We start from the raw sequence: 18971 nt of genomic DNA, 5'->3' as shown, positions 1-18971 counted from the left end.
ACTTTATCTATGCATGAACGCAAGTAAAATAGGCATCCATGAAACCACCGTATGCAAAGATGCAATCGAAGCTCGGCTTGCCCGACCTGGAGATCATCCTGGCCCTGCACCGCGGCCGCACGCTGGCTGGAGCGGCCGAACGACTGAAGGTCGACACGTCCACGGTGTTCCGCTCGATCAAGCGCATCGAAAAGGACATCGGCGAGCTGCTGTTCGAGCGCGGCCGCCAGGGCTATGTGGCGACGGAACTCGGACGCACCCTGGCCAGCCACGCGGAGCGGATCGAAGCCCAGCTCGAGGAAGCGCGCGAAGCGGCGTTCGACCAGGCCGCCGAGCCCTCCGGCGCGCTGCGCCTCACCATGACCGACACCCTGCTGCACAGCGTCCTGCTGCCGGTGCTGCCGCGCTTCAGCGCCGCTTATCCGCACATTGGCCTGGATCTGGTCACCACCAATGTGCTCGCCAACCTGAGCCAGCGCGATGCCGACATCGCCATCCGCGTGACCTCTGCCCCGCCCGAGCACCTGGTCGGCATCCGGCTCGGCACCATGCGTTCGGCGGTCTACGCGAGCAAGGATTACCTGGCCCGGCAGCCGGAAGGCCGGCATGTCAGCGAGATGGACTGGATCGCGCTCGACGACAGCCTGCCCGACCATCCGTCCCAGCACTGGCGGCGCCAGCATTTTCCCAAGCTGGCGCCGCGCCACCGGCTCAGCAACCTGCTGGCGGTCGGCGGCGCGATCGCGAACGGGATGGGAGTGGGGATCGTGCCGCTCGCGGTGCTGCGCGGGCATCCGCAGGCCGTGATCGTCGACGGGCCGTTGCCCGAACTGGACATCGGCTTGTGGGCGCTGGCCCATCCGGACACCCGCTACCTCGGGCGCATGAAGGCGATGTTCGACTTCCTGCGCAGCGAGACCGTGCTGCCGGCCTGACCCGGTCGACACATTTGCTTACATCTGTTTCGTCGCGGTGACGGCAAGATTCGCAATCGGCGGCTACATTGGCGAAAAGACATCCATCAGACCGGGACGATTCATGAAACCACTCTCGATGTTCCTGCTGCCCGCCCTGCTGTTCGCCGTCCAGGCTCCGGCAAGTGCCGATTCGTGGAAGCACGAGCGCGGCCACGGCCACTACCAGCGCGAATACAAGGAAACCTATTGGGACGGCCACTGCAAGGTCGAGCGCAAATTCAAGCGCAATGGCGACTATAAGGAAAAGCGCAAATGCCGCGCGCCGCGCCATGCCTATCACGACCGCTACCGCTATGAGGAACCGGTGGTCTATTACGTGGAGCCGCGACCGGTGTACGTGCGGCCGCGTCCGGTCTACGTCGAGCCCGGTGTCTCGGTCCACGGCAGCTTTTACTTCCGCTAGACCAAGCCAGCTCATCTGTTGCCGCGCGGACAGGCATCGTTTAGTATGACCGCCTCACCTTACGAGGCTTCTCATGTCCGATCGCGCCGCTCTTCCCTCTTCCCTGCGCCTGCTGGCCGTATCGCTGGCGCTCGCCTGTGCCTTTGCCGGCTGCAAGCGCGCCGAGCGCGAGGCGCCGCCGCAACCGGCCGCCGAGAAACCGGCTGCGCCGGCAGTGCGCACGAAAGAGCAGGCCATGAACTCGCTGCTCGAACTGCCGGAACTGAAGGCCTGGTCGGCGCAGATCGAAAAGCGCTCGGGCGGCAAGGCGCACGGCGCGGTGATCGAGGACGATCCTATTCCGCGTGAGATCAACGGCAAGAAGTACTACCAGCTGACTTTTGTCGAGAACCGCGCCGAGGACGTGCGCCGGCGCGAGAGCTTCCTGGTGTCGCAGACGGGGGATGAGATTTTGGTCGAGGATGCGGAGACGGATACGCTCCTGAGCGTGCAGGAGTGGCGGCGCAAGATCAAGCGGGTGGAGCTCAAGAGCGCGGATTGAACCTTTCCAGTTAGCCGAAAAACCGTCTCCCCGGCGAAGGCCGGGGTCCAAGTTTAGCGTCTCGATAGCGCACACAAACTTGGGTTCCGGCCGAGGGGGACGCCGAGTCCCGGAACGACGTTCATAGGCTAACTAATCGTATTTCAGCTATCGAGGTGCGAGATCAAGAGCCGATGCGGCTCCTCGCCCTGCCCATGCTGGCCATCCACCGAAATCCCCACCGCCATGATGTCGATGAGCAGCAGCTGCAGGATGCGCGAAATCATCGACAGGAAGCTGGTGCTGTCCTCCGCATGATCCACCGCCAGGCAGACCGTGGCCTTGCGCGCCAGCGGCGACTGGCTGTTGCTGATCGCGATCACGTCCGCGCCCACCGCACGCGCCGCATCCGCCGCGTCCAGCAGTTCCTGCAGATTCCCCGAATTCGACACCGCGATCACCACATCCCCGGGCCCCAGCAGCTCGGCGGCCAGCTTGAACAGATGCGCATCGCCATACAGCGCCGTAGGAATCCGGAAGCGGAAGAACTTGTGCTGGCCATCCAGCGCCACCGCGCGCGCATTGCCCATCGCGTAGAACTCGACCCGTCTTGCCTTGCTCACCAGCTCGATGGCGCGGTCCAGCGAGCGCACGTCCAGCTGGTCGCGGAAACGCAGGATCGCCGACACCGTGTTGTCGATCACCTTGGCCGATAAATCGTGCGTACTGTCGCTGGTGCGCACCTGGCTGTGCCGCACCGGAATCGAGCCGGTCAGGCTGGACGCGAACTTGAGCTTGAACTCGGCCAGCCCCTGGAAGCCCAGCGAGCGGCAGAAGCGGATCACGGTCGGCTGGCTGACATCCGCCAGACGGGCGATCTCGGCGATCGGTTCGTTGAGCACCAGGCGCGGCTGCTCGATGACCAGGGTGGCCACTCGCTGTTCGGCCGGCGAGAGTTCGTGGCGCAGCTGCTGGACGCGGTCCATCAGCGTGTTGGCGCCGCTCCTGCCGCGCAGGTGCTCGGCCAGGATGGTCGCGACGCCATGAAAGGCCGGGTTCGGCGTCGTGATGACGTAGGTCGGAATGTCCTGCAAATAGGTCGAGAAGCGCCCCTTTGCCTCGAAGCGCGCGCGGAACGGCGAACGGGCGAACCACTCGCCCATGCGCGGCACGATGCCGCCGCCGATGAAGATGCCGCCAAAGGCGCCCAGGGTCACCGCCAGGTTGGCCGCCGCCCCGCCCAGCATGCCGCAGAAGCATTCCAGCACTTCCAGGCACAGCGGATCGTCCGCTTCCAGCGCGCCGGCCACGATGGCGGCCGCCGTGCGCGGCGGCGCCTGCACGCCATTGCGTTGCGCGAGCGCGCGGTAGATGATTTCCATTCCCGGCCCGGAGATCAGGCGCTCGTTCGAGACGTGCTGCCACTCGCGCCAGGCGTACTGCAGGATCGCGAATTCGCGCTCGTCGGCCGGCGCGAAGTTCACGTGACCGCCCTCCGAACCGAGGGTGACGAAACCGTCCGCCGTCGGAATCACACCCGACACGCCGAGGCCCGTGCCCGGTCCCAGCACGCCGATCACGGCGTTCGAAGCCGGCTTGCCCTGCCCCACCTGCATCAGGTCTTCCTGGGCGAAGCCCGGGATCGCCATGGCGAGCGCAGTGAAGTCGTTGACGATCAGGAGGGTCGACAGGCCCAGCTCGCGCCGCACCGCGTCGGTGGAGAACTCCCAGGCGCGGTTGGTCATGCGCACGTAGTCGCCGCTGATCGGGTTGGCCACCGCGAAGGCGGCGTGGTGCAAGGTGACGTCCGCGTGGTCCTGCAGGTAGTGGCGCAGCAGCGGGACGATGCCCGGGAAGTCGTCGCAGCGCAGCACGCTCACCGAGCGGAACTGGCCCGGTGCGGTCTGCAGCGCGAAGCGCGCGTGGGTCGCCCCGATATCTGCCAGCAAGCGCGGACCGTCGGCAAACGCCGCACGGGCAAATTTATCCTGCTCTTGCTGGCTGCCCATCAGCGGCTCGCTACGCTGCCGAACCAGGCGCCGTAAGGCGGCAAGGTTACCTTGCCCCCTTTCGCATCACCCTGCAGGCCGTGCGTATCCAGCACCGAAGCACCGGCAGTCTCCGGCCAGTCGAAGCTGACTTCGCGGTCCGACAGATTGAAGGCGGCCAGCACGCTGTCCATGCCCTCGGCGTGACGGCGCAGGGCCAGCACCGGTTCCGGCGCGTCGAAGAAGTCGATCTCGCCGCGGGTCAGCTGCGGCATGCTGCGGCGCCAGGCGATGAAGCGGCGCTGGAAGTTCAGCATCGACTGCGGATCCTTGTCCTGCTGCTCGACGTTGGCGGCCAGATGAGGCTCGGCCACCGGCAGCCATGGCTTGCCGGTCGTGAAGCCGCCGTTCGGCGCCTCGCCGGTCCAGGGCATCGGGGTGCGGCAGCCGTCGCGGCCCTTGAACTCGGGCCAGAAGGTGATGCCATAAGGATCCTGCAGCAGTTCGTAAGGCACGTCCGCTTCCACCAGCGCCAGTTCGTCGCCCTGGTACAGGCAAGGCGTGCCCTTGAGCGAGAGCTGCATCGCCAGCACCAGCTTGCCCAGCGCAGGCGTCGGGTTGGAACCGCCCCAGCGGGTCATGACGCGGATGGCGTCGTGGTTGCCGACCGACCAGGAGGCCCAGCCGTCCTTGACGCGCTCGTTGAATTCCTCGACCTGCTTGCGGATATGCGCCGCAGTGAACACCGGCGTGAGCAGGTTGAAGCTGTAGGCCATGTGCAGCTTGTCGCCGCCTTCGGTGTACTCGGCCATCTGTTCCAGCGCGTCGTCCGAGCTGACTTCGCCGATCGAGACCGCGCCGAATTCGTTCAGCTGGGCGCGCACCCTCTGCAGGAAGGCGATGTTCTCGGGCTGGGTCTTGTCGTAGATGTGCGCCTGCATGCCGTAGGGGTTCACGTCCGTGACGGTCGAAGTGTCGCGCACCAGGGCCGGCGGATTGCTGCGCAGCTGGCGGTCGTGGAAGTGGAACACGCAGGCGTCCATGCGCACGCCGTCGACGCCGCGCTCGAGCCAGAAACGCTGGGCGTCCAGGTGGGCTTGCTGCACTTCCGGGTTGTGGAAGTTCAGTTGCGGCTGGCTCACCAGGAAGTTGTGCATGTAGTACTGCTTGCGGCGGGTGTCCCACTGCCATGCCGAGCCGCCGAAGACCGACAGCCAGTTATTGGGCGGGTTGCCATCCGGGAGCGGATCGGCCCAGACATACCAGTCCGACTTCGGGTTCTCGCGGCTGGAGCGGCTCTCGACGAACCAGGGATGGGTGTCGGCGGTGTGCGACATCACCTGGTCGATCATGATCTTCAGGCCCAGGCTGTGGGCCCTGGCGACCAGGCGGTCGAAGTCGGCCAGGGTGCCGAACAGCGGGTCGACGTCGCAGTAGTCGGCGATGTCGTAGCCGAAGTCCTTCATGGGCGACTTGAAGAAAGGAGACAGCCAGACGATGTCCACGCCCAGGCTGGCAATGTAGTCGAGTTTTTCGGTGATGCCGGCCAGGTCGCCCACGCCGTCGCCGTTGGTGTCGAGGTAGCTGCGCGGATAAACCTGGTAGATGATGGCTTCGCGCCACCAGTTCGGATTGGTCTGGGTCATGGCTGAGGTCCGGTTGGAATTTCTAGCGAATATACATGAGGTATGAAAACTTTACAATTCAGGCCTCACGAGCTTAAATCACATTTATTCGTTTAATTTCAACAACTTGCAAATATTATTTGCATCGACGCAACACATGCCGCGTAACTAAACTACGTAACATCTGCGCTACCTGAGGTGTCGGCAAGATATTTTTATTGCAAAGTAGCTCAGCCTCGGCATAGGATCGCGTTTGTTTCGCAAAAACGGGAAAACGAAGCCATGACTTCACCAGCCACCGCCACCACCACCGTCTCCACGGGCAGCGCCGGGCGCATGCCGCGGCAGATCCCCTATATCATCGCCAACGAGGGCTGTGAACGCTTCAGCTTCTACGGGATGCGCAACATCCTGACGCCCTTCCTGATCTCGACCCTGCTGCTGTTCGTGGCCGAATCCGAGCGCGCCGGCGAAGCCAAGCACGTCTTCCACACCTTCATGATGGGCGTGTACTTCTTCCCGCTGCTGGGCGGCTGGCTGGCCGACCGCTACTACGGCAAGTACAACACCATCTTCTGGTTCAGCCTGATCTACTGCGCCGGCCACGCCTGCCTGGCCCTGTTCGAGGACAGCGTCAACGGCTTCTACTTCGGCCTGTTCCTGATCGCCTTCGGCTCGGGCGGCATCAAGCCGCTGGTGGCCTCGTTCGTGGGCGACCAGTTCGACAAGACCAACAAGGACAAGGCCAAGGTGGTGTTCGACGCCTTCTACTGGATCATCAACTTCGGCTCCTTCTTCGCTTCGCTGCTGATGCCGATCTTCCTGCGCGACTACGGTCCCTCGGTGGCCTTCGGCATCCCGGGCATCCTGATGTTCATCGCCACCATGGTCCTGTGGAGCGGCAAGCGCAAGTACGTGCACGTGCCGCCGGCGCCGAGCAATCCGCATTCCTTCCTGCGCGTGGTGCGCACCGCCCTGCTGGCCCAGGCGCCCGGCCAGGGCCGCCCCGGTTTGATCGTGGCCGCCGTCGGCGCCATCGCCGCCGTGGTCTCGCTCGCCATGACGCCCAAGTGGGGCTTCGTGATCGCCGCCTGCACCGCGCTGGTGCTGCTGCTGGCGTTCGTGGGCATCGGCGCCTCGATGCAGCTGGAGCGGGCACGCGCCCAGCATCCCGCCGAAGCGGTGGATGGCGTGCGCGCCGTGCTGCGCATCCTGATCGTGTTCGGCCTGGTCACGCCGTTCTGGTCGCTGTTCGACCAGAAGGCCTCGACCTGGATCGTGCAGGCCAACGCCATGAGCAACGAAGTCAGCCTGTTCGGTTCGACCTTCACCATCATCCCGGCCCAGATGCAGGCCCTGAACCCGCTGCTGGTGATGATCCTCATCCCCTTCAACAACTTCGCCCTGTTCCCGCTGCTGCGCGCCATCGGCCTGGAGCCGACCCCGCTGCGCCGCATGACGACCGGCATCGCCCTGTCGGCGGCGGCCTGGGTCGTGGTCGGCAACCTGCAGGTGCAGCTCGATGCGGGCGACCCGGTCTCGATCGCCTGGCAGATCCTGCCCTACGCCCTGCTGACCCTGGGCGAGGTGCTGGTCTCGGCCACCGGCCTGGAATTCGCGTACAGCCAGGCTCCGGCCTCGATGAAGGGCGTGATCATGGCGCTGTGGTACCTGGCCGTCACCGTCGGCAACCTGTGGGTGCTGATCGTGAACGCGGGCGTCAAGAACGAGGCCGTGATCGCCCACATCGAGACTTCGGGCGTCGGCGTCATCGCGTTCCAGATGTATTTCTTCGCCGGCTTCGCGCTGCTCGCGGCGGCCGTCTTCGGCTGGTATGCGACGCGCTACAAGATGGTCGACCACTACCGCGGCGCCGGCGCGTAATCCGTAGGGTTGGCGGCTCCGCCGCCGACGCGTTCAACCACCTCAATATGCCCTTTCCGTAGGCAGGTCCCCGCCACTTGAACGCGTTGGCGGGGAACCCGCCAACCCTACAAGATGAGCCAACAACTTCGCTATACCCTCCTGGGCGCACTCGCCCTCTCCTCCTCGGCCCACGCCGCGGTCCCGCTCGACGCCTGCGACAACCCGTCCTTCCAGCAAGTCCTGCACGCCTCCAGCGCCACCCTGGAAGCCCGCGCCGTCTGGCTCGACCGCCACATGATCCGCTGGCCCGGCAGCCCGCTCAACGGCAGCTACCGCCTCTACCACTCCCCCACCGCCGGCATCCTTGCGAAGCCGGGCGCCAAGGTCGAGGGTGCGGCCGGTTTCGTGGCGCTCGAGGTGGCGGCCATCCCCGCATCCAGGGCCGCCGCCGAGCGCTTCAAATACGTGACCAGCGGCCCCGTGCTGACGGTGCGCGACGCCGACCTGTCCAGGCTGCCCGCCCTGCACCGCGAACAGCTGGTGCTGGTCCACGAAGCCCCGGACGGCACGGTGCGCGCCGCTACCCGCCTGCAGGTGGCGGGCGCCCTCGACGACCTGTACGCCGCCGCCGGGAAGATCGGCGACCTCGGCGCCACGCCCACGGCGAAGGCCACCTCCTTCAAGCTGTGGGCCCCGACTGCGCAACAGGTGGCCGTCTGCACCTACGACAGCGCCACCGGCCGCGCCAGCGCCGTGCAGGACATGAAGCCGGACCCGCGCACCGGCGCCTGGAGCGCCCGGGTCGCGCGCGACCTGTCCGGCAGCTACTACAAATACGCGGTCGACGTCGTGGTCGACGGCATGGGTGTGGTGCGCAACCTCGTCACCGATCCTTATTCCATCAGCCTCACCACCGACTCCAAGCGCAGCTACATCGCCGACCTGAATTCGCCCAGGCTCAAGCCGAAAGGCTGGGACAAGACGCGCGCCCCGAACACGGTCAAGGCCCAGACCGACATGGTCATCTACGAGCTGCACGTGCGCGACTTCTCGATCAACGACCCGAGCGTGCCGGAAGCGAAGCGCGGCAAGTACACGGCCTTCGGCGAGACCGGGTCGAACGGCATGAAGCACCTGGCGGCGCTGGCCAAGGCCGGACTGACCGACATCCACCTGCTGCCGGTCTACGACCTGGGCAGCGTGCCGGAGCAGAACTGCGCGGTGCCGCAGCCGTCCGGTGCGCCGGACGGCGAGAGCCAGCAGGCCCTGGTGCGCAAGACCGCCGATCTTGATTGCTTCAACTGGGGCTACGATCCTTATCACTACAACGCCCCGGAAGGCAGCTATTCCAGCGACCCGGGCGACGGTGCGCGCCGCGTGCTCGAGTTCCGCCAGATGGTGATGGACCTGCACAAGGCCGGCCTGCGCGTCGGCACCGACGTTGTCTACAACCACACCTTCATCGCCGGCCAGAACGAGAAGTCGGTCCTGGACCGCATCGTGCCCGGCTACTACCACCGTCTCAACGCTCTCGGAGCGATCGAGCGCTCGACCTGCTGCGACAACACGGCCACCGAGAACACGATGATGGCCAAGCTCATGATCGACTCGGCCGAGCTCTGGACCCGCCACTACAAGATCGATTCCTTCCGCTTCGACCTGATGGGCCACCAGCCGCGTGCGGCGATGGAGCGCCTGCAGCAGCGCGTGAACAAGGCCGCGGGCCGCCAGGTGCAGCTGATCGGCGAAGGCTGGAACTTCGGCGAAGTGGCGGACGGCGCGCGCTTCGTGCAGGCCTCGCAGCTGTCGCTGAACGGCTCCGGCATCGGCACCTTCAGCGACCGCGCGCGCGACGCCGTGCGCGGCGGCTCGGCCGGTGACTCGGGCGAAGCGATGGTCAGCCGCCAGGGCTACATCAACGGCCTGGTCTACGATCCGAACGCACAGGGCGGCAAGCACCAGAAGGCCGACCTGCTGCGCGCCGCGGACCTGATCCGCGTCGGCCTGGCCGGCTCGGTGCGTCCCTACCCGCTGCGCAGCTTCGACGACCGCGTGCGACCGCTGCAGGAGATCGCCTACGGCAACCAGCCGGCCGGCTACGCCAGCCAGCCGGGCGAAGTGGTGAACTACGTCGAGAACCACGACAACCAGACCCTGTTCGACGCCAACGTGCTCAAGCTCCCGCTGGACACGCCGGCCGCCGAGCGCGCGCGCGTGCAGGTGCTGGGCATGGCGATCAATGCCTTCAGCCAGGGCGTGGCCTACTATCACGCGGGCATCGACACCCTGCGCTCCAAGTCCCTGGACCGCAACAGCTTCAATTCGGGCGACTGGTTCAACCGCATCGACTGGAGCTACCAGGACAACTACTTCGGCACCGGCCTGCCGCCGCAGGACGACAACGGCAAGGACTGGGCGCTGCTCAAGCCCTACCTGGCGAATACCGCGATCAAGCCGGCGCCCGCCGACATCGCCTTCGCGCGCGACGCCTTCCGCGACCTGCTGCGCATCCGCGCCAGCTCGACCCTGTTCCGCCTGCGTACCAGCCAGGACATCGTCCAGCGCCTGCGCTTCTTCAACACCGGCCCGCAGCAGGAAGCGACCGTGCTGGCGGCCTGGCTGGACGGCAAGGGCTACCCGGGCGCGCGTTTCGCGGGCTTGAGCTACCTGGTGAACGTGGACAAGGTGGAGCATGTCGTGACGGACGAAACCCTGCGCGGCAAGCGCCTGGTGCTGCATCCAGTCCACCTGGCGCAGGGAGCGGCCGACCAGCGTGCGAAACAGGCGCGCTTCGACAGCGCCAGCGGCAGCTTCACGGTGCCGCCGCGTACGGCGGTGGTGTTCGTGGCCGAATAAGCGCAAAGCAGCCGGCGCGCCGAACGATCCGCAATCGTGCGCGCCGCTTCTGTTGTGCGGAATACAATCGTTCGGATGTGCGATACGATTCTATTAATCGAGGATAGCCAGCTCGATGCCGACCTCACCATCCTGGCTCTCGGTCAATGCGGGATCACGAATCCCGTCGTGCACATCCCGGATGCGGAGCAAGCGATCGAAATTCTGGGCGCGTCCTCGAGCGCGCCAACATCCCGCGATTTCGGCCTGATCCTGCTCGACGTGCGCATGCCGAAGATCGACGGCTTCGAAGTGCTGAAGTTCATCCGCTCGGTGCCGCACCTGCAGGATGTCCCGGCCGTGGTGATGACCGAGGTGCCGGTCGAGGCCGACCGCATGCGCGCCTCCCTGCTGGGGGCGGCCAGCTACATGGCCAAGGCGATGGGGGTCAGCGAATACTCCCAGCTGCTGCGCATCACCCTCACCCCTTTCGTCTGAGTTACTGCTGGCTCGTCAGCCGCGCGATCTCGACCGAACCTTTCTCGTCGAAGATCGGGCATTCCTCCGCCAGCCGCACGGCGTCGTTGAAATCCGCCGCCATGATCACCGAATAGCCCGAGAGCGAAGCGCTGTTGAGCTTCGGGCCACGCAGGCGGCTCGGCACCTCGACGCTGCTGTGCGCCAGGCCGCCGCGCTCGACCAGGGCGGAACCGAGCGCGCTGAACCACGCGTCCCAGCGTGCGGGGTCGTGTTGCGGGCCTTCCGCCTCGTCGACGGTCGATCCTCGGTAAACGATCAGGTATCGTTCCATGCCGCCTCCTTCGCTATCGATGTCTGGATGCCAAAACCATAACAGAAGCCCCCGGCCGGTGACGCACCGCTGCGACGCCGCGCTGCCGGCAGGCACCGTATGTATCCATTTGTAATGGACAGTCTAGCAATCCGGCGCTAGGCTGGATCATCCAATCTTGCCCAGGACCCGCCATGCCTTCGCTGTTCCGCCGCCTTGCAGCCGGCCTTGCCTTCGCCCTTCCGCTGGCCGTCGCCGCCCAGCCGTCCGCCGACCATCACCAGCACCTGTTCAGCCCGCCCATCATCGACCTGATCAAGCCCGGCCCGACCGGGCCGCAGCTGCTGTCGGCCGACGACCTGGTCGGCCACCTGGACAAGGCGGGCATCCGCCGCGCGGCGGTCATGTCGGTGGCCTACATGTTCGGGCGGCCCTCGCGCGTGATCGAGGACGAGTACGGCAAGGTCAAGGCGGAGAACGACTGGACCGCCGCCCAGGTGGCCAAGTACCCGGACCGCCTGCGCGCCTTCTGCGGTTTCAATCCGCTCAAGGACTACGCGCTGGCCGAGCTGGAACGCTGCGCCGCGCACAAGCACCTGCGGCACGGGATCAAGATGCACTTCGGGAATTCTGATGTGCAGCTCGACAAGCCGGAACACATCGCCAGGCTGAAAGAGGTCTTCCGCGCGGCCAACCGCCACCGCATGGCGATCGCCATCCACCTGCGCGCCTCGATCTCGCTCAAGCGCCCGTATGGCGAGGCCCAGGCCCGCGCCTTCCTCGAACAGCTGATGCCGCTGGCGACCGACATTACTGTGCAGGTGGCGCACTTCGCCGGCGCCGGTCCGGGCTACGAAGACCCGCCGGCCAACGAGGTGATGCGCGTGTTCGCCGAGGCGGCGGCGCGGCGCGATCCGAATACGCGCCAGCTCTACTTCGACGTGGCGTCGATCGCCACGCCCGATATCACGCCGGAGCACGCGCGCGCGATGGTGCAGCGGATCCGGATGGTGGGGGTCGACAAGGTGCTGTATGGGTCGGATGCGGTCACGCCGACCAACATGCATCCGCGCGAAGCGTGGGCTGCGTTCAAGGCATTGCCGTTGACGAAGGAAGAGATCGAGCGGGTTGCCGGTAACGTTGCGCCTTATTTACGCTGACGGTTTCGTTTGGTGAACTTAGGTTCGGGCCTCCGCCGGAACGACGTGCGAGAGCTTGCCACTAGCCCCAAGACCGTCGTTCCGGCGAAGGCCGGAACCTAAGTTTGCACGCTCAGCCGCCTACTTCATTTTTTAAGAAACGCATTCACCGCAGCCCTTCCTACCGCCGGATCGTCAGTAAAGAACCCATCGATCCCCGCATTCAGATACGCCAGGATCTCGGCAACCGCATTACCCCGCTGGTTCGGCGACGTCACCGGCGCTGCCCGCAGGCTCAGCGGCAGGAAGGGATTCTCCGGCCGCAGCGTCCAGGTATGCACCTTCAGCCCCGCCGCATGCGCGTCGGCGACAAACGACGTCGGCGTCCCCAGCTCGTTCGCCGCCGTGCGCGGAATGATGATCTCCTTGTAGGGCGACACCACGTCCGCGTAGGCCGCGATCTCCTTCAGCCCGGCCGGCGTGATCAGGTCGGCATAGGTACGCCCGGTCTTCGCCGCGACGAAATCGTAAGGCGCATTCGCTGGACTATCGATCAGCTGCACCAGCCGCATGTCCGTCATCGTCCGCAGTTCCTTGAGGTTGGCCGTTTCAAAGGACTGGATGTACACCGCCGCCTGCTTGCCGCGATAGCCGTTGGCCAGCAAGGTATCGACCAGGCGCCTCTCCATCGGCAGGCCGATCGACTTGAAGTAGGTCGGGTGCTTGGTCTCGGGATAGATGCCGATCACCTTGCCGCGCGCCTCGCCTTCGCGCCGCACCAGGTCGATCACTTCCTGCAGGGTCGGGATCTCGAACTGGTCGTTGTAGCTCACGTTGGCCGGACGGTTGGCCGGAATGCGCTCGCGGGCGCGCAGGGTCTTCAGTTCCGCCAGGGTGAAGTCTTCGGTGAACCAGCCGGTCACCGCCACGCCGTCGATGCTCTTGGTGGTCTTGCGCGCAGCGAACTGGGACAGGGTCGCCACGTTGGTCGTGCCCGAGATCTCGTTCTCGTGGCGCGCCACCAGCACGCCGTCTTTAGTGGAAACGAGGTCCGGCTCGACCACGTCGGCGCCGTCCTCGATGGCCTTCTGGTAGGCCGCCAGCGTGTGCTCCGGGCGCAGCGCGGAGGCGCCGCGGTGGCCGGTCACGGTCGGCATGGGCGGCCAGGCGGCGCCGGGATTCTGCAGGTCCGGACTGTCGCTGCCGCCGCAAGCGGCGAGGACCGCGGCGGTGGCCAGGAGAGGAATCAGGCGAGAAAAAGACGGCAAGAAGCGTTGCTGCACGTTGCACTCCATCGAGTTGATCGTGCAGCAAATGTAATGACGGGATGTGACGCGTCGATGACCGGCACGCTCCCGTGCGCGCTCAGATGTCGAGGTGCGAGATCAGCAGCCTGCGCTCTTCGATGTCGGCCTGGCTGCCCTCACCTTGCGCGCCCAGCGAGATCCCGACCGACATGATGTCGACCAGCAGCAGCTGCAGGATGCGCGAGATCATCGACAGGAAGGTCGTGCTGTCCTCGGTATGGTCGACCGCCAGGCAGACGTTGGCCTTCTTGGCCAGCGCCGACTTGCTGCTGGTGATGGCGATGACCTCGGCGCCCGCGGCGCGCGCGGTGTCGACCGCCTCCAGCAGCTCGGGCAGCTGGCCGGCGGTGGAGATCGCGATCGCCACGTCGCCCGGCCCGAGCAGGCCGGCGGCCAGGTTCAGCAGGTGCGAGTCGCCGTACAGCGCGGCCGGAATGCGGAAGCGGAAGAACTTGTGCTGGGCGTCCAGCGCCACCGCGCGCGAATTGCCCATCGCGTAGAACTCGACCCGGCGCGCACGGCGCAGGATCTCGATGGCGCGGTCGATGGCGTGCACGTCGAGCTGGTCGCGGAACTTCAGGATCGCCGACACGGTGTTGTCGATCACCTTGGCCGACAGGTCGTGGGTGCTGTCGCTCATGCGCACCTGGCTGTGTCGCACCGGGATGGTGCCGGTCAGGCTGCCGGCGAACTTGAGCTTGAACTCGGCCAGGCCCTGGAAGCCCAGCGAGCGGCAGAAGCGGATCACGGTCGGCTGGCTGACGTCGGCCAGGCGCGCGATCTCGGCGATCGGTTCGGACAGGACCTTGCGCGGATGCTCGATGACGAGCGCCGCGACGCGCTGTTCGGCCGGCGAGAGTTCGTGGCGCAGCTGCTGCACGCGGTCCATCAGGGTGTTGGCGCCGCTGCGGCCGCGCAGGTGCTCGGACAGGATCGTCGACACGCCGTACAGGGCCGGGTTGGGCGTCATGATCACGTAGGTCGGGATCTGCGCCAGGTAGTCGGTGAAGCGGCCCTTGGCCTCGAAACGGGCGCGGAAGGGCGACGTGGCGAACCATTCGGCGATGCGCGGGACGATGCCGCCGCCGATGAAGATGCCGCCGAAGGCGCCCAGGGTCACCGCCAGGTTGGCGGCCGCGCCGCCCAGCATGCCGCAGAAGCATTCCAGCACTTCCAGGCACAGCGGGTCGTCCGCCTCCAGCGCGCCGGCCACGATGGCGGCCGCGTCGCGCGGCGGCGCATTGACGCCGTTGCGCTGGGCCAGGGCGCGGTAGATGATCTCCATGCCGGGGCCGGAGATCAGGCGTTCGTTCGAGACGTGCTGCCACTCGCGCCAGGCGTACTGCAGGATGGCGAACTCGCGCTCGTCGGCCGGGGCGAAGTTGACGTGGCCGCCTTCGGAACCGAGGGTAACGAAGCCGTCCATGGTCGGGATCACGCCCGACACGCCCAGGCCAGTGCCGGGGCCGAGCAGACCGGCCACCGCATGGCTCTGCGGCGCGCCGCCGCCGACCTGCAGCAAGTCCTTGGGCTGGAAGCCCGGCAGCGCCATCGCAAGCGCGGTGAAGTCGTTCACGATCAGCAGCGTCGACAGGCCGAGCGTGCGGCGCACCTCGTCGGTCGAGAACTGCCAGTCGCGGTTGGTCATGCGGATGGTGTCGCCGCTGATCGGGTTGGCCAGCGCGAAGGCGGCGTGCAGGATGCGGGTGCCCTGGATCTGCGCCAGGTAGGCGTCCAGCAGCGGCACGATGCCGGAATACTCGTCGCAGCGCAGCACCGCGACCTTGCTCAGCACGCCGGGTGCGGTTTCCAGGCCAAAGCGCGCATGGGTCGCGCCGATGTCGGCCAGCAGGCGCGGGCCGTCGGCGAAGGCCGCGCGGGTGGGTTTCAGTTCGGGGGTGGGATCGACGGTCATCGCGGTAGGATACCATTGATCGTTGGACAGAAAAACCGGTGGGGTTGCTAGGTAGTGCCGTGGCTGTGCACGCAAACTTGGGTTCCGGCCTTCGCCGGAACGACGTGCAAGGGGTGCGGACTAAGGCAAACAATCTCAACCGGCGACTTAAGAACGTCGTTCCGGCGAAGGCCGGAACCCAAGTTTCTGCGCACACCACCTGCCCCGCACGCACCCGCCCCTACCCCACCAGGGGCGGTTTTACGACAGATCAGTCCTGCGCGATCAGCGCCACCGGGCTGCGGCTGTCGAACTGCACCTTGCCGTCCTTGACCACGGCGGTCTTGCCCGAGTACCAGTCGCGCACAGTCTGCCCGTCGTTGAACACGCCGCCCACCGGAATCGCCACCGCCTTGTCGGCCGGCAGTTCGAGCGCCACCACCACGCGGTCGCTGTGGCCACCCTGGCTCCAGGTACGCTTGAAGGTATAAGGGCTGTGATGGATCATCTGGTGCACGCCCGCCCCCACCGCCGGGTGCGCCGCGCGGAAGCGGCCCAGGCGCGCCCAGTGCTCGTGCACCTCGCCCACCCGCGTGGTGCCGCGCTGGGCGTTGGCCGCCAGTTCGTCCCAGTTCATGAACGAGCGCAGCGTGGCGTCGCCCACCGCGCCCTCGATCTTGAGCAGGCGCGCGGTCTCGTCGCCGTAGTAGATCTGGGCCGCGCCCGGCGCCAGCAGCAGCTTGTTGGCGGACTCGAAAGGACGCACGCGCAAGGCGTCGAAGGGGCCGCCGTCGTCGTGCGAGCTGATGTAGTTCAGCACCGAATAGCCCTTCATGTCGCCGTGCAGGATGCTGGAATAGCTGGAGAACAGCTTTTCGTAGCCCTGGGCCGCATCCGACTTCATGGCGAAGTTGATCATGCTGTCGAAGCCGTTGGCCAGGTAGTCGACGAAGTCGCCGCCGCCCAGGTCGTACTTGTGGCCGTGGCCGATGGCGTAGCCGTAGACTTCGGACACCATCCAGAACGGCGTATCGCCGAGCGTTTTCGCAGGATTGGCCTTCTTCCAGTCTTCATAGGCCAGGCTGGCTTCCTTCTTCAGTTCCTTCCACACGCTGGCTTCGGTGTGCTTGACGGTGTCGGCGCGGAAGCCGTCAAAACCGTACTTGCGCACCCAGTCGGCGTGCCACTTGACCAGGTAGAAGCGCGGCGCGCGCGGGTAGCCGGTACGCTTGAAGAAGGCGTCGAGTTCCTTCACTTCGCGCTCGTAGCGCCCTTCCTTCTTCCACTTCGCGGCCAGCATCGGCGGCAGCTCGACGGCGGCGTTGCTGTGGGTGAGGAAGTCCGGCAGGTTGTCGACCAGGGTGCAATCCTGGGTGGTGCGCGCATCCTTGAAGGTGCACTTGGGGCCGGTGCGCACCCAGGACTTCGGCCAGGCCGGGTCCTGCGCCGTGACCGGGCCGGTGTGGTTCATCACCACGTCCAGGATCACGCGGATGCCGTTGGCGTGGGCGGTGTCGACCAGGGTGCGCATGTCGTCCTCGGTGCCGAGGGCCGCGTCGACCGCCGTGAAGTCCTTGGCCCAGTAGCCGTGGAAGCCGTAGCTCTTGCCCGTGCCTTCGTCGGTGCCGGCGTGGATCTGCTCGACCGGCGGCGTGATCCAGATCGCGTCCACGCCCAGGTTCTTGAAGTAGCCCTCGCGGATCTTGGCCGTGACGCCGGCCAGGTCGCCGCCCATGAAACCGCGCAGCTTGGCCGCGTCCTGCTTGCGGCCGTAGGCGCCGTCGTTTGCCGGGTTGCCGTTGTTGAAGCGGTCCGTCAGCAGGAAGTAGACGGTCGCGTTCTCCCAGACGAAAGGCTTGGCCTGCGCATTGGCTGGCGCGGGCGCGGTCTGGGCAGCGGCCATGGGCGCGTGGACGGCGCCGAAGGCCAGCAGCAGGGAGGCGGCAAGGACGGGAAGTTTCATGCGGGTTTCCTGTGTGGTGGGTGGATGGTCAGGTGATCACGGTCGGGCTCTCCCGGCCGGTGCGCCGGCGCAGGCCGGAAATGTCGTCCGCGATCTCGGCCAGGCGGCGCAAGGCTTCCTGGGTGTCGAGGTCGTGGCGCGCGGGATCGGGTTCGTAGCGTTCCAGGTAAAGACGGATGGTGGCGCCTTCGGTGCCGGTGCCGGACAGGCGGAACACGATGCGCGAACCGTCGCTCATGATGATGCGGATGCCCTGGCGCGTGGCGACCGAGCCGTCGACCGGGTCGTTGTAGACGAAGTCGTCGGCCTCGGCCACGTGGTGGCCGTCGAGCCTGCGGCCGGCCAGCTCGGGCAGCTGCTCGCGCAGCGCCTGCATCATCTGGTCGGCGGCGCCGGCGTCGACCGCTTCGTAGTCGTGGCGCGAATAGTAGTTGCGGCCGAAACGGGCCCAGTGCTCGCGCACGATCTGCTCCACGCCCTTGCCGCTCGCGGCCAGCAGGTTGAGCCAGAACAGCACGGCCCACAGGCCGTCCTTCTCGCGGATGTGGTGCGAACCGGTGCCGTAGCTCTCCTCGCCGCACAGGGTGACGAGGTTGGCGTCCATCAGGTTGCCGAAGTACTTCCAGCCGGTCGGCGTCTCGAAGCAGGAAATGCCGAGCGCATCGGCCACCCGGTCGGCGGCAGTAGAAGTGGGCATGGAGCGCGCGATGCCGCTGATGCCGTGCTTGTAGCCGGGGGCCACGGTGGCGTTGGCGGCGATGATGGCGAGGCTGTCCGATGGCGTCACGGCCAGACCGCGGCCGACGATCATGTTGCGGTCGCCGTCGCCGTCCGAGGCGGCGCCGAAGTCAGGCGCGCCGGGGCCGTTCATCAGGGCGATCAGCTCGGCCGCGTTGACCGGGTTCGGGTCCGGGTGGCCGCCGCCGAAGTCCTCGCGCGGCACGCCGTTGATGACGGTGCCGGCGGGCGCGCCCAGCATGCCCTCGAGGATGGCGTGGGCGTAGGGTCCCGAGACCGCATGCATGGCGTCGAAGCGCATGCTGAAGCCGCGTGCGAACAGGGCGCGGATGGCGTCGAAGTCGAACAGGCGCGCCATCAGCCCGGCGTAGTCGGCGACCGGATCGATCACCTCGACCGCCATGTTCTCGATGCGCGTGCTCCCGAGTACGTCGAGGTCGACGGGCGGCGCATCGCTGATGCGGTAGGCGGTGAGGGTCTGCGTGTTGGCGAAGATCGCTTCGGTGATCTTTTCCGGCGCGGGACCGCCGTTCTCGATGTTGTACTTGATGCCGAAGTCGCCGTCCGGGCCGCCCGGATTGTGGCTGGCGGACAGCACGATGCCGCCGAAGGCGGCGTGCTTGCGGATCACGCAGCTCACGGCTGGCGTGGAAAGGATGCCGCCGCGGCCGACCAGCACCCGCTCGATGCCGTGGGCGGCCGCCATGCGCAGGATGGTCTGGACCGCCTGGCGGTTGAAGTAGCGGCCGTCGCCGCCCACCACCAGGGTACGCTCGGCGCCTTCGCCGAGTGTCAGGAAAATAGCTTCAACGAAATTTTCGAGGTAGCCGGGCTGCTGGAACTCGGTCACCTTCTTGCGCAGGCCAGACGTGCCCGGGCGCTGCCCGGCAAACGGTGTGGTCGCGACGGTCTGGATAGTCATGCTG

14 protein-coding genes are annotated in these 18971 nt (G+C 66.5%); 7 read left to right on the top strand and 7 right to left on the bottom strand.

Features of this window, described 5'->3' with window-relative positions:
* Positions 1-59 precede the first annotated feature (59 nt).
* The 3 genes from J8847_RS14905 (at position 60) to J8847_RS14895 (ending at position 1921) form a co-directional block, all read left to right on the top strand.
* Positions 60-935 (top strand): LysR family transcriptional regulator, encoded by an 876-nt coding sequence (locus J8847_RS14905; protein WP_229512862.1) that lies wholly within the window; start codon positions 60-62, stop codon positions 933-935.
* 103 nt (positions 936-1038) lie between these two features.
* The gene (locus J8847_RS14900; protein ID WP_229512860.1) at positions 1039-1380 is read left to right on the top strand and encodes a hypothetical protein; all 342 of its coding nucleotides are present in this window, start codon (positions 1039-1041) and stop codon (positions 1378-1380) included.
* A gap of 73 nt (positions 1381-1453) precedes the next feature.
* Positions 1454-1921 carry a hypothetical protein gene (locus J8847_RS14895; protein WP_211525501.1) on the top strand — a complete coding sequence of 156 codons (468 nt, stop codon included), beginning with the start codon at positions 1454-1456 and terminating at the stop codon, positions 1919-1921.
* 143 nt (positions 1922-2064) lie between these two features.
* Here J8847_RS14895 and J8847_RS14890 read toward each other — a convergent pair whose 3' ends face one another.
* Positions 2065-3909, bottom strand: a complete 1845-nt coding sequence (locus J8847_RS14890) for a glucokinase (protein WP_211525500.1) — start codon at positions 3907-3909, stop codon at positions 2065-2067.
* Positions 3909-5534, bottom strand: a complete 1626-nt coding sequence (locus J8847_RS14885) for an alpha-glucosidase (RefSeq protein ID WP_211525499.1) — start codon at positions 5532-5534, stop codon at positions 3909-3911. The genes J8847_RS14890 and J8847_RS14885 overlap by 1 nt, the downstream gene beginning before the upstream one ends.
* A 225-nt stretch (positions 5535-5759) precedes the next feature.
* Here J8847_RS14885 and J8847_RS14880 point away from each other — a divergent pair, with 225 nt between their 5' ends.
* The 3 genes from J8847_RS14880 (at position 5760) to J8847_RS14870 (ending at position 10712) form a co-directional block, all read left to right on the top strand.
* Complete coding sequence (locus J8847_RS14880; protein ID WP_373999910.1) at positions 5760-7397, top strand: oligopeptide:H+ symporter; 1638 nt, start codon at positions 5760-5762, stop codon at positions 7395-7397.
* 114 nt (positions 7398-7511) lie between these two features.
* The gene (locus tag J8847_RS14875) at positions 7512-10235 is read left to right on the top strand and encodes an alpha-1,6-glucosidase domain-containing protein (RefSeq protein WP_211525498.1); all 2724 of its coding nucleotides are present in this window, start codon (positions 7512-7514) and stop codon (positions 10233-10235) included.
* A 75-nt stretch (positions 10236-10310) separates the two neighbouring features.
* On the top strand, positions 10311-10712 hold the full coding sequence (locus J8847_RS14870) for a response regulator (protein ID WP_211525497.1): 402 nt from the start codon (positions 10311-10313) through the stop codon (positions 10710-10712).
* Between the two features lies 1 nt (position 10713).
* On the opposite strand, the gene J8847_RS14865 is transcribed toward J8847_RS14870, so the two are convergent.
* Positions 10714-11025, bottom strand: coding sequence for a hypothetical protein (locus J8847_RS14865; protein WP_211525496.1), 312 nt, complete (start codon positions 11023-11025; stop codon positions 10714-10716).
* 173 nt (positions 11026-11198) lie between these two features.
* Between J8847_RS14865 and J8847_RS14860 the strand changes: the two genes are divergently transcribed.
* Positions 11199-12164: an amidohydrolase family protein gene (locus J8847_RS14860; RefSeq protein ID WP_229512856.1), complete on the top strand. Its 966-nt coding sequence runs from the start codon at positions 11199-11201 to the stop codon at positions 12162-12164.
* A gap of 125 nt (positions 12165-12289) precedes the next feature.
* On the opposite strand, the gene J8847_RS14855 is transcribed toward J8847_RS14860, so the two are convergent.
* From J8847_RS14855 to J8847_RS14840, 4 genes are all read right to left on the bottom strand, one after another.
* Complete coding sequence (locus J8847_RS14855; protein WP_211525495.1) at positions 12290-13438, bottom strand: glycerophosphodiester phosphodiesterase; 1149 nt, start codon at positions 13436-13438, stop codon at positions 12290-12292.
* Positions 13439-13508: 70 nt separating this feature from the next.
* Positions 13509-15365, bottom strand: a complete 1857-nt coding sequence (locus J8847_RS14850; RefSeq protein WP_211525494.1) for a glucokinase — start codon at positions 15363-15365, stop codon at positions 13509-13511.
* Between the two features lie 250 nt (positions 15366-15615).
* Positions 15616-17307, bottom strand: a complete 1692-nt coding sequence (locus tag J8847_RS14845; protein ID WP_211525493.1) for an alpha-amylase family glycosyl hydrolase — start codon at positions 17305-17307, stop codon at positions 15616-15618.
* Positions 17308-17335: 28 nt separating this feature from the next.
* Entirely contained in the window at positions 17336-18967 is a 1632-nt protein-coding gene (locus J8847_RS14840) for an alpha-D-glucose phosphate-specific phosphoglucomutase (protein ID WP_211525492.1), read from the bottom strand.
* Positions 18968-18971 lie beyond the last annotated feature (4 nt).

Source organism: Massilia sp. AB1, assembly GCF_018119385.1.
Lineage (GTDB): Bacteria > Pseudomonadota > Gammaproteobacteria > Burkholderiales > Burkholderiaceae_D > Telluria.
Note: the sequence above shows the minus strand (reverse complement) of the source record. Positions and strands in the feature narration are given on the sequence as shown.

Excerpts from the sequence above, each read along its gene's own strand:
- J8847_RS14905 (WP_229512862.1), top strand. The coding sequence starts at position 60 with ATGCAATCGAAGCTCGGCTTGCCCGACCTGGAGATCATCCTGGCCCTG.
- J8847_RS14900 (WP_229512860.1), top strand. The coding sequence starts at position 1,039 with ATGAAACCACTCTCGATGTTCCTGCTGCCCGCCCTGCTGTTCGCCGTC.
- J8847_RS14895 (WP_211525501.1), top strand. The coding sequence starts at position 1,454 with ATGTCCGATCGCGCCGCTCTTCCCTCTTCCCTGCGCCTGCTGGCCGTA.
- J8847_RS14890 (WP_211525500.1), bottom strand. The coding sequence starts at position 3,909 with ATGGGCAGCCAGCAAGAGCAGGATAAATTTGCCCGTGCGGCGTTTGCC.
- J8847_RS14885 (WP_211525499.1), bottom strand. The coding sequence starts at position 5,534 with ATGACCCAGACCAATCCGAACTGGTGGCGCGAAGCCATCATCTACCAG.
- J8847_RS14875 (WP_211525498.1), top strand. The coding sequence starts at position 7,512 with ATGAGCCAACAACTTCGCTATACCCTCCTGGGCGCACTCGCCCTCTCC.
- J8847_RS14870 (WP_211525497.1), top strand. The coding sequence starts at position 10,311 with ATGTGCGATACGATTCTATTAATCGAGGATAGCCAGCTCGATGCCGAC.
- J8847_RS14865 (WP_211525496.1), bottom strand. The coding sequence starts at position 11,025 with ATGGAACGATACCTGATCGTTTACCGAGGATCGACCGTCGACGAGGCG.
- J8847_RS14860 (WP_229512856.1), top strand. The coding sequence starts at position 11,199 with ATGCCTTCGCTGTTCCGCCGCCTTGCAGCCGGCCTTGCCTTCGCCCTT.
- J8847_RS14855 (WP_211525495.1), bottom strand. The coding sequence starts at position 13,438 with ATGGAGTGCAACGTGCAGCAACGCTTCTTGCCGTCTTTTTCTCGCCTG.
- J8847_RS14850 (WP_211525494.1), bottom strand. The coding sequence starts at position 15,365 with ATGACCGTCGATCCCACCCCCGAACTGAAACCCACCCGCGCGGCCTTC.
- J8847_RS14845 (WP_211525493.1), bottom strand. The coding sequence starts at position 17,307 with ATGAAACTTCCCGTCCTTGCCGCCTCCCTGCTGCTGGCCTTCGGCGCC.
- J8847_RS14840 (WP_211525492.1), bottom strand. The coding sequence starts at position 18,967 with ATGACTATCCAGACCGTCGCGACCACACCGTTTGCCGGGCAGCGCCCG.